The 13364-nt window shown below is 50.9% G+C and carries 18 protein-coding genes; 16 read left to right on the top strand and 2 right to left on the bottom strand.

Going from position 1 to position 13364, the window contains the following annotated elements; genetic code table 11:
* Positions 1–2 precede the first annotated feature (2 nt).
* The 4 genes from kefG to slyD all read left to right on the top strand — a co-directional run bounded on the left by kefG (position 3) and on the right by slyD (position 3257).
* Complete coding sequence (gene kefG / locus SBG_RS15930) at positions 3–554, top strand: glutathione-regulated potassium-efflux system ancillary protein KefG (protein WP_015703037.1); 552 nt, start codon at positions 3–5, stop codon at positions 552–554.
* Positions 554–2359, top strand: a complete 1806-nt coding sequence (gene kefB, locus SBG_RS15925) for a glutathione-regulated potassium-efflux system protein KefB (protein ID WP_000445920.1) — start codon at positions 554–556, stop codon at positions 2357–2359. Before kefG ends, kefB begins: the two co-directional genes overlap by 1 nt.
* Before the next feature lie 9 nt (positions 2360–2368).
* Positions 2369–2569 (top strand): YheV family putative zinc ribbon protein, encoded by a 201-nt coding sequence (locus tag SBG_RS15920; protein WP_001007738.1) that lies wholly within the window; start codon positions 2369–2371, stop codon positions 2567–2569.
* A gap of 94 nt (positions 2570–2663) precedes the next feature.
* Positions 2664–3257, top strand: a complete 594-nt coding sequence (gene slyD / locus SBG_RS15915; protein ID WP_000861340.1) for a peptidylprolyl isomerase — start codon at positions 2664–2666, stop codon at positions 3255–3257.
* Positions 3258–3445: 188 nt separating this feature from the next.
* On the opposite strand, the gene SBG_RS15910 is transcribed toward slyD, so the two are convergent.
* Positions 3446–3664: a protein SlyX gene (locus tag SBG_RS15910; protein WP_001152699.1), complete on the bottom strand. Its 219-nt coding sequence runs from the start codon at positions 3662–3664 to the stop codon at positions 3446–3448.
* 218 nt (positions 3665–3882) lie between these two features.
* Here SBG_RS15910 and fkpA point away from each other — a divergent pair, with 218 nt between their 5' ends.
* The 11 genes from fkpA to bfr all read left to right on the top strand — a co-directional run bounded on the left by fkpA (position 3883) and on the right by bfr (position 12194).
* Positions 3883–4701 carry an FKBP-type peptidyl-prolyl cis-trans isomerase gene (fkpA, locus tag SBG_RS15905; protein WP_000838231.1) on the top strand — a complete coding sequence of 273 codons (819 nt, stop codon included), beginning with the start codon at positions 3883–3885 and terminating at the stop codon, positions 4699–4701.
* Positions 4702–4979: 278 nt separating this feature from the next.
* Positions 4980–5702, top strand: coding sequence for a helix-turn-helix transcriptional regulator (locus SBG_RS15900; RefSeq protein ID WP_000091462.1), 723 nt, complete (start codon positions 4980–4982; stop codon positions 5700–5702).
* Positions 5702–6088, top strand: coding sequence for a sulfurtransferase complex subunit TusD (gene tusD, locus SBG_RS15895; RefSeq protein ID WP_001268008.1), 387 nt, complete (start codon positions 5702–5704; stop codon positions 6086–6088). Before SBG_RS15900 ends, tusD begins: the two co-directional genes overlap by 1 nt.
* Positions 6088–6444: a sulfurtransferase complex subunit TusC gene (gene tusC / locus SBG_RS15890; RefSeq protein ID WP_000820705.1), complete on the top strand. Its 357-nt coding sequence runs from the start codon at positions 6088–6090 to the stop codon at positions 6442–6444. The genes tusD and tusC overlap by 1 nt, the downstream gene beginning before the upstream one ends.
* Positions 6445–6451: 7 nt before the next feature.
* Positions 6452–6739: a sulfurtransferase complex subunit TusB gene (gene tusB / locus SBG_RS15885; RefSeq protein ID WP_000903365.1), complete on the top strand. Its 288-nt coding sequence runs from the start codon at positions 6452–6454 to the stop codon at positions 6737–6739.
* A gap of 125 nt (positions 6740–6864) precedes the next feature.
* Positions 6865–7239, top strand: a complete 375-nt coding sequence (gene rpsL / locus SBG_RS15880; RefSeq protein WP_000246815.1) for a 30S ribosomal protein S12 — start codon at positions 6865–6867, stop codon at positions 7237–7239.
* Between the two features lie 95 nt (positions 7240–7334).
* Positions 7335–7805: a 30S ribosomal protein S7 gene (gene rpsG, locus SBG_RS15875; RefSeq protein ID WP_001138042.1), complete on the top strand. Its 471-nt coding sequence runs from the start codon at positions 7335–7337 to the stop codon at positions 7803–7805.
* A gap of 97 nt (positions 7806–7902) precedes the next feature.
* Positions 7903–10011 carry an elongation factor G gene (gene fusA, locus SBG_RS15870; RefSeq protein WP_000124707.1) on the top strand — a complete coding sequence of 703 codons (2109 nt, stop codon included), beginning with the start codon at positions 7903–7905 and terminating at the stop codon, positions 10009–10011.
* A 71-nt stretch (positions 10012–10082) separates the two neighbouring features.
* Positions 10083–11267: an elongation factor Tu gene (gene tuf / locus SBG_RS15865; protein ID WP_000031748.1), complete on the top strand. Its 1185-nt coding sequence runs from the start codon at positions 10083–10085 to the stop codon at positions 11265–11267.
* A gap of 183 nt (positions 11268–11450) precedes the next feature.
* Entirely contained in the window at positions 11451–11645 is a 195-nt protein-coding gene (gene bfd / locus SBG_RS15860) for a bacterioferritin-associated ferredoxin (protein WP_000289080.1), read from the top strand.
* Between the two features lie 72 nt (positions 11646–11717).
* Entirely contained in the window at positions 11718–12194 is a 477-nt protein-coding gene (gene bfr / locus SBG_RS15855) for a bacterioferritin (protein WP_000675529.1), read from the top strand.
* Here the strand turns inward: bfr and SBG_RS15850 are convergent.
* A complete protein-coding gene (locus tag SBG_RS15850; RefSeq protein WP_000495853.1) occupies positions 12191–12658 on the bottom strand; it encodes a prepilin peptidase in 468 nt (155 codons plus the stop codon). The genes bfr and SBG_RS15850 overlap by 4 nt on opposite strands.
* A gap of 379 nt (positions 12659–13037) precedes the next feature.
* Here SBG_RS15850 and rpsJ point away from each other — a divergent pair, with 379 nt between their 5' ends.
* The gene (rpsJ, locus tag SBG_RS15845) at positions 13038–13349 is read left to right on the top strand and encodes a 30S ribosomal protein S10 (RefSeq protein WP_001181005.1); all 312 of its coding nucleotides are present in this window, start codon (positions 13038–13040) and stop codon (positions 13347–13349) included.
* Positions 13350–13364 lie beyond the last annotated feature (15 nt).

Raw genomic sequence — 13364 nt, 5'->3', positions numbered from 1 at the left:
TGATGTCTCAGCCAGCAAAAGTCTTGCTGTTGTATGCCCATCCGGAATCACAGGACTCGGTTGCTAATCGGGTACTGCTTAAGCCGGCTATGCAGTGCAGCAATGTGACGGTGCACGATCTTTATGCGCACTATCCTGATTTTTTTATCGATACGCCTTATGAGCAAGCGCTTTTGCGCGCGCACGAGGTCATTGTCTTTCAACATCCCCTTTACACCTATAGCTGTCCGGCTTTACTGAAAGAATGGTTTGACCGCGTTTTGAGCCGGGGGTTCGCCAGCGGGCCGGGAGGAAACCAACTGGCGGGAAAATACTGGCGTAGCGTAATCACCACCGGTGAGCCGGAGAGCGCTTATCGGTATGATGCGCTGAACCGCTATCCGATGAGTGATGTACTGCGTCCCTTTGAACTGACCTCGGCCATGTGTCGGATGCACTGGATGACGCCTATTATTGTGTATTGGGCGCGTCGGCAGTCACCGCAGGCGCTGGCCAGTCATGCGAAAGCCTATGGCGAGTGGCTGGCCAATCCTGTCACTGCGGGAGGCCATTGATGGAAAGCTCTGATTTGTTGATGGCGGGCGTGTTATTTCTCTTCGCGGCGGTCGCGGTAGTGCCGCTGGCGGCCCGGCTTGGCATCGGCGCGGTGCTGGGATATTTGCTGGCGGGGATCGCCATTGGTCCGTGGGGGTTGGGATTTATCAGCGATGTCGACGAGATCCTGCATTTTTCTGAACTGGGCGTCGTGTTTCTGATGTTTATCATTGGCCTGGAACTGAATCCCTCCCGACTTTGGCAACTACGGCGTTCTATCTTCGGTGTCGGCGTCGCGCAGGTGCTGCTAAGCGCGGCGGTGTTGGCGGGGCTACTGATGCTTGCTGATTTCTTATGGCAGGCGGCGGTGGTTGGTGGGATCGGCCTCGCGATGTCGTCGACGGCGATGGCTCTGCAGTTAATGCGCGAAAAGGGGATGAATCGCAGCGAAGCCGGGCAACTGGGTTTTTCAGTCTTGCTATTTCAGGATCTCGCGGTGATTCCCGCGCTGGCGTTGGTGCCATTATTAGCGGGATCTGCCGACGAGTATTTTGACTGGTTCAAAGTGGGAATGAAGGTATTAGCCTTTTCCGGGATGTTAGTTGGCGGTCGTTACCTGTTGCGTCCGGTGTTTCGTTTTATCGCCTCGTCAGGCGTGCGCGAGGTGTTTACCGCCGCCACGCTGCTACTGGTATTGGGCGCCGCCTTATTTATGGACGCGCTAGGGCTGTCAATGGCGCTGGGAACATTTATTGCAGGGGTTTTGTTGGCAGAAAGCGAATATCGGCATGAGCTGGAAAATGCTATCGATCCGTTTAAAGGGTTACTGCTGGGGCTGTTCTTTATCTCTGTCGGCATGGCGTTGAATCTTGGCGTACTTTATACCCATTTGCTGTGGGTGGCGGCGAGCGTCATCATTCTGGTGGCGATAAAGATTGCGGTGTTATATTTGCTGGCGCGGCTCTATGGCATAAGAAGCTCTGAGCGGATGCAGTTTGCCGGCGTGCTCAGTCAGGGAGGAGAGTTCGCCTTTGTGCTCTTTTCTACTGCCTCTTCCCAACGCCTGTTTCAGGGCGATCAGATGGCGTTATTATTGGTGACCGTGACCTTATCAATGATGACCACACCGTTACTGATGAAAGGCATTGATAAATGGTTATCGCGCCGAATTAATGGCCCGGAAGACGATGCTGAAAAACCGTGGGTTGAAGATGATAAACCGCAGGTGATCATCGTGGGATTTGGTCGTTTTGGACAGGTGATTGGCCGGTTGCTAATGGCGAATAAGATGCGTATCACCGTGTTGGAACGCGATATCGGCGCCGTTAATCTGATGCGAAAATACGGCTATAAAGTGTATTACGGCGATGCCACACAGGTCGAACTCCTGCGCTCGGCAGGCGCGGAGGCGGCAGAGTCGATAGTGATCACCTGTAATGAACCGGAAGACACGATGACTCTGGTGGAGTTGTGCCAGCAGCATTTTCCGCATCTGCATATTCTTGCGCGAGCGCGCGGTCGAGTAGAGGCGCATGAGTTATTACAGGCTGGGGTGACGCAGTTTTCCCGCGAGACCTTTTCCAGCGCGCTGGAGCTGGGGCGAAAAACGCTGGTGTCGCTGGGGATGCATCCTCATCAGGCCCTGCGGGCGCAGTTACATTTCCGTCGTCTGGATATGCGCATGCTGCGGGAACTTATCCCGGTTCACACCGACACGGTGCAAATTTCGCGTGCCAGAGAGGCCCGGCGCGAGCTGGAAGAGATTTTCCAGCGCGAAATGCAGCAGGAACGGCGCCAGTTGGATGGCTGGGATGAATTTGAGTAGAGGATAACAATGGCAATCCGTAAACGTTTTATTGCAGGTGCGAAATGCCCGGCCTGTCAGGGTCAGGATACCATGGCGATGTGGCGTGAAAATAATGTCGATATTGTTGAATGCGTTAAGTGCGGACATCAAATGCGGGAGGCGGATAAAGAGGTTCGCGAGCATGTTCGTAAAGAAGAGCAAGTGATCGGGATTTTTCATCCGGACTAGCGATATACCGCAGGTTTTTTTAAGCTAAAGGGTACACGGCTGCAGAATTCCGCTACAATCTGCGCCACTATTCTTCCCATGCTCAGGAGATATCATGAAAGTAGCAAAAGACCTGGTGGTCAGCCTGGCCTATCAGGTACGTACAGAAGACGGTGTGTTGGTTGATGAGTCTCCGGTGAGTGCGCCGCTGGACTACCTGCACGGCCACGGCTCCCTGATCTCTGGCCTGGAAACCGCGCTGGAAGGCCATGAAGTTGGCGATAAATTCGATGTTGCTGTTGGCGCAAACGACGCTTACGGTCAGTATGACGAAAACCTGGTGCAGCGCGTGCCTAAAGACGTCTTCATGGGCGTTGATGAACTGCAAGTAGGTATGCGTTTCCTGGCGGAAACCGATCAGGGCCCGGTACCGGTAGAGATTACCGAAGTGGAAGATGACCACGTAGTGGTTGACGGTAACCACATGCTGGCTGGCCAGAATCTGAAATTCAATGTTGAAGTAGTGGCGATTCGTGAAGCGACCGAAGAAGAGCTGGCTCATGGCCACGTTCACGGCGCGCATGACCATCACCACGATCATGACCACGACGGTTGCTGCGGCGGTCACGGTCATGACCACGGTCACGAGCACGGCGGTGAAGGCTGCTGCGGCGGCGGTAAAGGCCACGGTGGCTGCGGTTGCCACTAATCCCCGACGTCTTTCAAGCCACAGCGGTGTTGGCTACGCTTTCAAACCCCGGTCACATAGTTATCTATGCTCCCGGGGAATTTTCAAGCTTGCCGCCTTGCTGTGACTCGAAATCCTTGGGGTATTATCATCGGTTCGATAAATCATCGGGTACAAAAAAAGCGGGTTAATCCCGCTTTTTTTTCGTCTCAATAATGCGGCGGCGGTGTTTCTTCCGCCGGAGAGGCGATGTTTGACGGCTGGCTGGCTTTTAGCTTTTCGGTGAGCAAACGCAGATGATCGCGTAGCTTCGCCATCTCCATTTCATGTGCGGTTACCGTCAGGTTTAGTTCTTCTATGGTAATCTCCTGGAACGCCAGACGGCTTTCCAGCTCAGCCAGACGAGCTTCCATCGTGATATCCTGCATGATGTACCTCTTTTGTTGTCTCCGTCGGCGGATTCTACTTAACTTTGTCGGGTTGCACAGCAACCATTACGCACCCGACGAAACTAATTTAAACAAAAAGAGTCTGAAAAGAAGTGATAATAGGGCGTGTTCGTATGTTGATTTGTTCTACAACGATTTATAGTACGCTTCTTAGGTAAGTTAACATGGGGCGAGATGCCCCGGCCCTGGAGATATGGATGAAATCACTGTTTAAAGCCACGCTGCTGGCGACTACGATGGCCGTTGCTATGCACGCTCCGATCACTTTTGCTGCCGAGGCAGCAAAACCGGCAGCTACCGCTGATAGCAAAGCAGCATTTAAAAATGACGATCAAAAAGCGGCTTATGCGCTGGGCGCTTCGCTGGGTCGTTATATGGAAAATTCGCTTAAAGAGCAGGAAAAACTGGGAATCAAACTGGACAAAGATCAGCTAATTGCTGGCGTTCAGGATGCATTCGCCGATAAGAGCAAACTGTCTGATCAGGAAATCGAACAGACTTTGCAGGCTTTTGAAGCACGCGTGAAGACCGCCGCTCAGGCGAAAATGGAAAAAGACGCTGCTGATAACGAAGCAAAAGGCAAAACTTTCCGCGACGCTTTTGCTAAAGAGAAAGGCGTGAAGACCTCTAAAACCGGTCTACTCTACAAGGTAGAAAAAGAAGGGACTGGCGAAGCGCCGAAAGATAGCGATACTGTTGTAGTGAACTACAAAGGTACGCTGATCGACGGTAAAGAGTTCGATAACTCTTACACCCGCGGCGAGCCGCTCTCCTTCCGTCTGGATGGCGTTATCCCTGGTTGGACAGAAGGTCTGAAAAACATCAAGAAAGGCGGCAAAATTAAGCTGGTTATTCCGCCAGCGCTGGCCTACGGTAAAACCGGTGTTCCGGGTATCCCGGCGAATTCCACTCTGGTCTTCGACGTAGAACTGCTGGATATCAAACCAGCGCCGAAAGCGGATGCCAAACCTGCTGACGCGGCTGACGCTAAAGCCGCAGATGCTGCTAAAAAATAAAAATTGAGAACCGCCGCTTGTTATAGCGGCGGTTTTTTTTATGCAGGCCGGATATATTACTCAGCGTAATTTGATTTTCAGGATAACGGCGTTTGCGCTGGTCGTTAAGGGCGAGACTGTAGGCTGAAAGACCGCCAATACGCACGTAGCCTGAAATATGACGAGTAAATTAGTACTGGAAAGAGGAACCCTCACTGTATTAATTTAATCATCCGCGTAAATAATGAGCCTGCCCTGAAAACATAACGACAGGCTCCTGAAAAGGAGTGTTTTTTTTCATGTCCAGGTCGCTTTTAACCAACGAAACCAGTGAACTTGATTTACTGGATCAGCGTCCCTTCGATCAAACCGACTTCGATATTCTGAAATCCTACGAAGCGGTAGTGGACGGGTTAGCGATGCTTATAGGTTCCCATTGTGAAATCGTATTGCACTCTTTGCAGGATCTAAAATGTTCGGCCATTCGTATCGCCAATGGTGAACATACGGGCCGTAAGATTGGCTCGCCGATTACCGACCTCGCGTTGCGCATGTTGCACGATATGACGGGGGCGGACAGCAGCGTGTCGAAATGCTATTTCACACGCGCGAAAAGCGGTGTCTTGATGAAGTCGTTGACAATTGCCATTCGCAATCGCGAGCATCGCGTCATTGGTCTACTGTGTATTAACATGAATCTTGATGTGCCATTTTCGCAAATCATGAACACTTTTATTCCACCGGAAACGCCGGAAGTTGGCTCGGCGGTTAATTTTGCCTCCTCGGTAGAAGATTTAGTCACGCAGACGCTGGAGTTCACTATTGAAGAGGTGAATGCCGATCGTAATGTCTCTAACAATGCGAAAAATCGTCAGATTGTCCTTAACCTCTATGAAAAAGGTATTTTTGATATTAAAGACGCGATTAATCAGGTGGCCGATCGTCTCAATATTTCAAAGCATACGGTTTACCTCTATATTCGCCAGTTCAAAAGTGGCGATTTTCAGGGGCAGGATAAGTAATGCGTTATGCCATTATGGTCACCGGGCCGGCATATGGTACCCAGCTGGCCAGCAGCGCATTGCAGTTCGCCCACGCGCTGCTCAATGAGGGGCATGAGTTGGCCAGCGTATTTTTTTATCGTGAAGGCGTTTATAACGCTAATCTCCTGACCTCGCCGGCCAGCGATGAATACGATTTGGTACGCGCCTGGCAGCAACTAAACACGCAATATGGCGTGGTGCTGAACATCTGCGTGGCGGCGGCGCTTCGTCGCGGTATTGTTGATGAAACCGAAGCGCTCAGGTTGGGTCTGCCGTCCGCTAATCTTCAGCCGGGCTTTACGCTAAGCGGACTGGGCGCGTTGGCGGAGGCATCTCTCACCTGCGATCGGGTGGTGCAGTTTTAATGAAACGTATTGCATTTGTCTTTTCCACCGCGCCGCACGGTAGCGCCTCTGGTCGTGAAGGGCTGGATGCGCTGCTGGCGACGTCAGCGCTAACGGAAGCGCTAGGCGTCTTTTTTATCAGCGACGGCGTCTTTCAGTTATTACCAGGACAAAAACCAGACGCTGTGCTGGCGCGTGACTATATTGCTACTTTCAAGCTCTTTGATTTGTACGATATTGATCAATGCTGGATCTGCGCGGCATCGCTGCGCGAGCGTGGTCTGGAGAACGTTAATTTTGTGGTAGACGCCACGCCCCTTGAACCCGTGGCGTTACGCCGGGAGCTTGGCAACTATGATGTCATTCTGAGATTCTGAGGCGTTTATGCTGCATACTTTACACCATTCCGCCTCGGGCGTTGATTTTCCCGCTTTGCTACGCCTGCTAAAAGAGGGGGATGCACTTTTGTTACTTCAGGATGGCGTTACTGTCGCTATTGAAGGCAATCGCTTCCTTGAAAGCCTGCGTAACGCCCCCATAACGCTTTATGCCTTAAAAGAAGATATTGACGCCCGCGGCTTAAGTGGTCAAATTTCAGACAGCGTCGTCAGGGTTGACTATACTGACTTCGTCAGACTCACGGTTAAGTATGCCAGCCAGATGGCCTGGTGATGGCGGGATCGTTGTATATTTCTTGACACCTTTTCGACACCGCCCTAAAATTCGGCGTCCTCATATTGTGTGAGGGCGTTTTATTACGTGTTTACGAAGCAAAAGCTAAAACCAGGAGCTATTTAATGGCAACAGTTAACCAGCTGGTACGCAAACCACGTGCTCGCAAAGTTGCGAAAAGCAACGTGCCTGCGCTGGAAGCATGCCCGCAAAAACGTGGCGTATGTACTCGTGTATATACTACCACCCCTAAAAAACCGAACTCCGCACTGCGTAAAGTTTGCCGTGTTCGTCTGACTAACGGTTTCGAAGTGACTTCCTACATCGGTGGTGAAGGTCACAACCTGCAGGAGCACTCCGTGATCCTGATCCGTGGCGGTCGTGTTAAAGACCTCCCGGGTGTTCGTTACCACACCGTTCGTGGCGCGCTTGACTGCTCCGGTGTTAAAGACCGTAAGCAAGCTCGTTCTAAGTACGGCGTGAAGCGTCCTAAGGCTTAATGGTTCTCCGTTAAGTAAGGCCAAACGTTTTAAATTAATGTCAAACTAAACTCGTAGAGTTTTGGACAATCCTGAATTAACAACGGAGTATTTCCATGCCACGTCGTCGCGTCATTGGTCAGCGTAAAATTCTGCCGGATCCGAAGTTCGGATCAGAACTGCTGGCTAAATTTGTCAATATCCTGATGGTAGATGGTAAAAAATCTACTGCAGAATCAATCGTATACAGCGCGCTGGAGACCCTGGCTCAGCGTTCTGGTAAATCTGAACTGGAAGCTTTCGAAGTAGCTCTCGAAAACGTGCGCCCGACTGTCGAAGTTAAGTCTCGCCGCGTTGGTGGTTCTACTTATCAGGTACCAGTTGAAGTCCGTCCGGTTCGTCGTAATGCTCTGGCAATGCGTTGGATCGTTGAAGCTGCTCGTAAACGCGGTGATAAATCCATGGCTCTGCGCCTGGCGAACGAACTTTCTGATGCTGCAGACAACAAAGGTACTGCAGTTAAGAAACGTGAAGACGTTCACCGTATGGCAGAAGCCAACAAGGCGTTCGCTCACTACCGTTGGTAATCCCTTCGGAGTCATAGTCACCAGGCGGGCGCTTCAGGTAAGCCGCCCGATCTGGGTTACTTAATCTGAACGCCTAAAGATATAAACGAGGAATCAAATGGCTCGTACAACACCCATCGCACGCTACCGTAACATCGGTATCAGTGCGCACATCGACGCCGGTAAAACCACTACTACCGAACGTATTCTGTTCTACACCGGTGTAAACCACAAAATCGGTGAAGTTCATGAAGGCGCCGCAACCATGGACTGGATGGAGCAGGAGCAGGAGCGTGGTATTACCATTACCTCCGCAGCAACTACTGCATTCTGGTCTGGTATGGCTAAGCAGTATGAACCGCACCGCATCAACATCATCGACACCCCGGGGCACGTTGACTTCACTATCGAAGTAGAACGTTCCATGCGTGTTCTTGACGGTGCGGTAATGGTTTACTGTGCAGTTGGTGGTGTTCAGCCGCAGTCTGAAACCGTATGGCGTCAGGCGAACAAATATAAAGTTCCGCGCATCGCGTTCGTTAACAAAATGGACCGTATGGGCGCGAACTTCCTGAAAGTTGTTGGTCAGATCAAAACCCGTCTGGGCGCGAACCCGGTTCCGCTGCAGTTGGCGATTGGCGCTGAAGAAGCGTTCACTGGTGTTGTTGACCTGGTGAAAATGAAAGCCATCAACTGGAATGAAGAAGACCGTGGTGTAACCTTCACTTACGAAGATATCCCGGCTGACATGCAGGAACTGGCTGAAGAATGGCACCAGAACCTGATCGAGTCCGCTGCGGAAGCATCTGAAGAGCTGATGGAGAAATACCTGGGCGGTGAAGAACTGACTGAAGAAGAGATTAAACAGGCTCTGCGTCAGCGCGTTCTGAACAACGAAATTATCCTGGTAACCTGTGGTTCTGCATTCAAGAACAAAGGTGTTCAGGCGATGCTGGATGCGGTAATTGATTACCTGCCAGCGCCGACTGACGTACCAGCGATCAAAGGTATTCTGGACGACGGTAAAGATACGCCGGCTGAGCGTCATTCTGACGATAAAGAGCCGTTTGCTGCTCTGGCGTTCAAAATCGCTACTGACCCGTTTGTGGGTAACCTGACGTTCTTCCGTGTGTACTCTGGCGTGGTTAACTCCGGTGACACCATCCTGAACTCCGTGAAATCCGCACGTGAGCGTTTCGGTCGTATCGTACAGATGCACGCGAACAAACGTGAAGAGATCAAAGAAGTTCGTGCGGGCGACATCGCTGCTGCAATCGGCCTGAAAGACGTGACCACGGGTGATACCCTGTGTGATCCAAGCGCGCCGATCATTCTGGAGCGTATGGAATTCCCTGAGCCGGTTATCTCTATCGCGGTTGAACCGAAAACCAAAGCTGACCAGGAAAAAATGGGTCTGGCTCTGGGCCGTCTGGCGAAGGAAGACCCGTCTTTCCGTGTATGGACTGACGAAGAATCTAACCAGACCATCATCGCGGGTATGGGCGAACTGCACCTCGAAATCATCGTTGACCGTATGAAGCGTGAATTCAACGTTGAAGCTAACGTAGGTAAACCGCAGGTTGCTTACCGTGAAACGATTCGCGAAAAAGTTACCGGTATTGAAGGTAAACACGCGAAACAGTCCGGTGGTCGTGGTCAGTATGGTCATGTTGTTATCGACATGTATCCGCTGGAGCCAGGTGGTGTGGGTTACGAATTTATCAACGACATCAAAGGTGGTGTGATTCCTGGCGAATACATCCCGGCTGTTGATAAAGGTATCCAGGAACAGCTGAAATCTGGTCCGCTGGCTGGTTATCCGGTAGTTGATCTCGGTGTGCGTCTGCACTTCGGTTCTTACCATGACGTTGACTCCTCTGAACTGGCGTTTAAACTGGCTGCTTCTATCGCCTTTAAAGATGGCTTTAAGAAAGCAAAACCAGTTCTGCTTGAGCCAATCATGAAGGTTGAAGTAGAAACGCCGGAAGACTACATGGGTGACGTGATCGGTGACCTGAACCGTCGTCGTGGTATGATCGAAGGTATGGATGATACTGCAACGGGTAAAACCGTTCGTGCGCAGGTTCCGCTGTCTGAAATGTTTGGTTATGCAACTGACCTGCGTTCCCAGACTCAGGGCCGTGCTTCTTACTCCATGGAGTTCCTGAAGTATGCTGAAGCGCCGAACAACGTTGCTCAGGCCGTAATCGAAGCCCGTGGTAAATAAGCCGCAGGGTTAAAAACCAAAATCCCGTGCTCTCTCCAGAAGGGGAGAGCGCTATAGTAAGGAATATAGCCGTGTCTAAAGAAAAATTTGAACGTACAAAACCGCACGTTAACGTCGGTACTATCGGCCACGTTGACCATGGTAAAACTACCCTGACCGCTGCCATCACTACCGTACTGGCTAAAACCTACGGCGGTGCTGCCCGCGCATTCGACCAGATCGATAACGCGCCGGAAGAAAAAGCGCGTGGTATCACCATCAACACTTCTCACGTTGAATATGACACCCCGACTCGCCACTACGCACACGTAGACTGCCCGGGGCACGCCGACTATGTTAAAAACATGATCACCGGTGCTGCGCAGATGGACGGCGCGATCCTGGTTGTTGCTGCGACTGACGGCCCGATGCCGCAGACCCGTGAGCACATCCTGCTGGGTCGTCAGGTAGGCGTTCCGTACATCATCGTGTTCCTGAACAAATGCGACATGGTTGATGACGAAGAGCTGCTGGAGCTGGTAGAAATGGAAGTTCGTGAACTTCTGTCTCAGTACGACTTCCCGGGCGACGACACGCCGATCGTTCGTGGTTCTGCTCTGAAAGCGCTGGAAGGCGACGCAGAGTGGGAAGCGAAAATCATCGAACTGGCTGGCTTCCTGGATTCTTACATTCCGGAACCAGAGCGTGCGATTGATAAGCCGTTCCTGCTGCCGATCGAAGACGTATTCTCCATCTCCGGTCGTGGTACCGTTGTTACCGGTCGTGTAGAGCGCGGTATCATCAAAGTGGGCGAAGAAGTTGAAATCGTTGGTATCAAAGAGACGCAGAAGTCTACCTGTACTGGCGTTGAAATGTTCCGCAAACTGCTGGACGAAGGCCGTGCTGGTGAGAACGTTGGTGTTCTGCTGCGTGGTATCAAACGTGAAGAAATCGAACGTGGCCAGGTACTGGCTAAGCCGGGCACCATCAAGCCGCACACCAAGTTCGAATCTGAAGTGTACATTCTGTCCAAAGATGAAGGCGGCCGTCACACTCCGTTCTTCAAAGGCTACCGTCCGCAGTTCTACTTCCGTACGACTGACGTGACTGGCACCATCGAACTGCCGGAAGGCGTAGAGATGGTAATGCCGGGCGACAACATCAAAATGGTTGTTACCCTGATCCACCCGATCGCGATGGACGACGGTCTGCGTTTTGCAATCCGTGAAGGCGGCCGTACCGTTGGCGCGGGCGTTGTAGCTAAAGTTCTGGGCTAATTAGTCATTAATTAGTTTTGAATTGAAAAGGGCGCTTAGGCGCCCTTTTTGTTATTGTCATTTACCTGTTGTAATAGTTACTCGCTCTTTTTAACGTTTCTCTCGTAGTGTAAATCGCCTGGTGCTATTGTAATCATAACCATTCTCATTTACAATTTGCACGGAAATTGAACGGGAGCGATCATGTACGTTTGTTTATGTAATGGTATAAGCGATAAAAAAATTCGCGAGGCTGTGCGGCAATTTCATCCACAGTCATTTCAACAGCTCCGTAAATTTATTCCTGTAGGAAATCAATGCGGTAAGTGTATTCGCGCTGCGCGGGAAGTGATGCAGGATGAGCTAACACAATTACCGGAATTTAAAGAGATCGCCTGAGTCACACTCTTTTTTTTGACATCCCTGTAGCCCCATCTACGCTCTAGAGAGTGGAAGCGGAGGGACTATAAAATGAAAGGTGATGTTAAAATCATAAATTATCTCAATAAACTATTGGGAAATGAGCTTGTCGCAATTAACCAGTATTTTCTTCATGCCCGTATGTTCAAAAACTGGGGGCTAACCCGGCTTAATGACGTTGAGTATCATGAATCCATTGATGAGATGAAACATGCCGATAAATACATCGAGCGTATCTTATTCCTGGAAGGTATACCGAACCTGCAGGATCTGGGTAAGCTGGGTATCGGTGAAGATGTCGAAGAGATGTTGCGATCGGATCTCCGGCTTGAGCTTGAAGGCGCAAAAGATCTGCGTGAAGCAATAGCTTATGCCGATAGCGTCCATGATTATGTCAGCCGGGATATGATGATTGAAATCCTCGCCGATGAGGAAGGCCACATCGACTGGATTGAAACTGAGCTGGATTTGATTGCCAAACTTGGTATGCAAAATTATCTGCAATCACAAATTAAGGTTACCGATTAACCATCCGGAATGAAATTTTTCCAGCTTGTCACTAAACCCGCCACCGCCAGCCATGGTCCAAAAGGTAGCGGGTTTATTAATGCCGACTTACCTCTTACCCACAGTGCGACGGCAAACCCGCCACAGGCTAACATGGCGGCAAGGAAAACCAGTAACGGCAAACCTTCCCAGCAATGCCACGCTCCTAACGCTGCCAGGAATTTGACATCGCCATACCCGAGTCCCTCTTTCTGATAACACAGGCGATAGCCCCAGTAAATCAATGCGAATCCGCCATAACCGGCAATAGCGCCCCAAAGCGCATCCGGTAAACGCTCCGGCAGGCAAATCTGGTGATAAATCAGACCGCTCCACAGTAATGGACAGGTAAACCGGTCAGGCAGCAGACCGGTACGCGCGTCGTATATGCCAAGTAATAAAGAGAACGATGCATAAAAAATGAGAAAGGGGAGGGCAACAAACATAAGCAAATCCTCGTCAAGGCTTGTGCTCACCTTTATAGATTTATGCGACAGAGACAACGACGTATTGCCAGATTTGCCTGATACCTTCCAAAGAAAAGATGAGCGTTGCCATCCCATGCGTACCATCTGGAATCATGCTCGCATAAGAATAAAGTGCTTAATTTATATCCGACACTTGCGTCAGGCCGAGATTTACGTATAATGCGCGGGCTTGTCGTAATTGACGGCAGGTTCGATTTGAACCTCGAATAGCCGATTTGGCTATTTAACAATGCTTCCAATCGGGGAGCTACGTAAGAACGGTTACACTCTCCCATCAATCGTAATGGGTGTGAGGAGTAATCATTTTCGTTTATAAAATAATTGGAGCTCTGGTCTCATGCAGAACCAAAGAATCCGTATCCGCCTGAAAGCGTTTGATCATCGTCTGATCGATCAATCAACCGCGGAAATCGTCGAGACTGCCAAGCGCACTGGTGCGCAGGTTCGCGGTCCGATCCCGCTGCCGACCCGCAAAGAGCGCTTTACCGTTCTGATCTCTCCGCACGTTAACAAAGATGCGCGCGATCAGTATGAAATTCGCACTCACAAGCGTCTGGTTGACATCGTTGAGCCAACCGAGAAAACCGTTGATGCTCTGATGCGTCTGGACCTGGCTGCCGGTGTAGACGTGCAGATCAGCCTGGGTTAATCAGGTCATCGAGCG

Origin of the sequence: Salmonella bongori NCTC 12419, from assembly GCF_000252995.1 — a bacterium.
GTDB classification, from domain to species: Bacteria; Pseudomonadota; Gammaproteobacteria; order Enterobacterales; family Enterobacteriaceae; genus Salmonella; species Salmonella bongori.
This window is presented reverse-complemented; position numbering and strand designations above follow the sequence as displayed.

Excerpts from the sequence above, each read along its gene's own strand:
- tusD (WP_001268008.1), top strand. The coding sequence starts at position 5,702 with ATGCGTTATGCCATTATGGTCACCGGGCCGGCATATGGTACCCAGCTG.
- slyD (WP_000861340.1), top strand. The coding sequence starts at position 2,664 with ATGAAAGTAGCAAAAGACCTGGTGGTCAGCCTGGCCTATCAGGTACGT.
- fusA (WP_000124707.1), top strand. The coding sequence starts at position 7,903 with ATGGCTCGTACAACACCCATCGCACGCTACCGTAACATCGGTATCAGT.
- SBG_RS15850 (WP_000495853.1), bottom strand. The coding sequence starts at position 12,658 with ATGTTTGTTGCCCTCCCCTTTCTCATTTTTTATGCATCGTTCTCTTTA.
- kefB (WP_000445920.1), top strand. The coding sequence starts at position 554 with ATGGAAAGCTCTGATTTGTTGATGGCGGGCGTGTTATTTCTCTTCGCG.
- SBG_RS15910 (WP_001152699.1), bottom strand. The coding sequence starts at position 3,664 with ATGCAGGATATCACGATGGAAGCTCGTCTGGCTGAGCTGGAAAGCCGT.
- rpsG (WP_001138042.1), top strand. The coding sequence starts at position 7,335 with ATGCCACGTCGTCGCGTCATTGGTCAGCGTAAAATTCTGCCGGATCCG.
- SBG_RS15900 (WP_000091462.1), top strand. The coding sequence starts at position 4,980 with ATGTCCAGGTCGCTTTTAACCAACGAAACCAGTGAACTTGATTTACTG.
- bfr (WP_000675529.1), top strand. The coding sequence starts at position 11,718 with ATGAAAGGTGATGTTAAAATCATAAATTATCTCAATAAACTATTGGGA.
- tusB (WP_000903365.1), top strand. The coding sequence starts at position 6,452 with ATGCTGCATACTTTACACCATTCCGCCTCGGGCGTTGATTTTCCCGCT.
- SBG_RS15920 (WP_001007738.1), top strand. The coding sequence starts at position 2,369 with ATGGCAATCCGTAAACGTTTTATTGCAGGTGCGAAATGCCCGGCCTGT.
- rpsJ (WP_001181005.1), top strand. The coding sequence starts at position 13,038 with ATGCAGAACCAAAGAATCCGTATCCGCCTGAAAGCGTTTGATCATCGT.
- kefG (WP_015703037.1), top strand. The coding sequence starts at position 3 with ATGTCTCAGCCAGCAAAAGTCTTGCTGTTGTATGCCCATCCGGAATCA.
- fkpA (WP_000838231.1), top strand. The coding sequence starts at position 3,883 with ATGAAATCACTGTTTAAAGCCACGCTGCTGGCGACTACGATGGCCGTT.
- bfd (WP_000289080.1), top strand. The coding sequence starts at position 11,451 with ATGTACGTTTGTTTATGTAATGGTATAAGCGATAAAAAAATTCGCGAG.
- tusC (WP_000820705.1), top strand. The coding sequence starts at position 6,088 with ATGAAACGTATTGCATTTGTCTTTTCCACCGCGCCGCACGGTAGCGCC.
- rpsL (WP_000246815.1), top strand. The coding sequence starts at position 6,865 with ATGGCAACAGTTAACCAGCTGGTACGCAAACCACGTGCTCGCAAAGTT.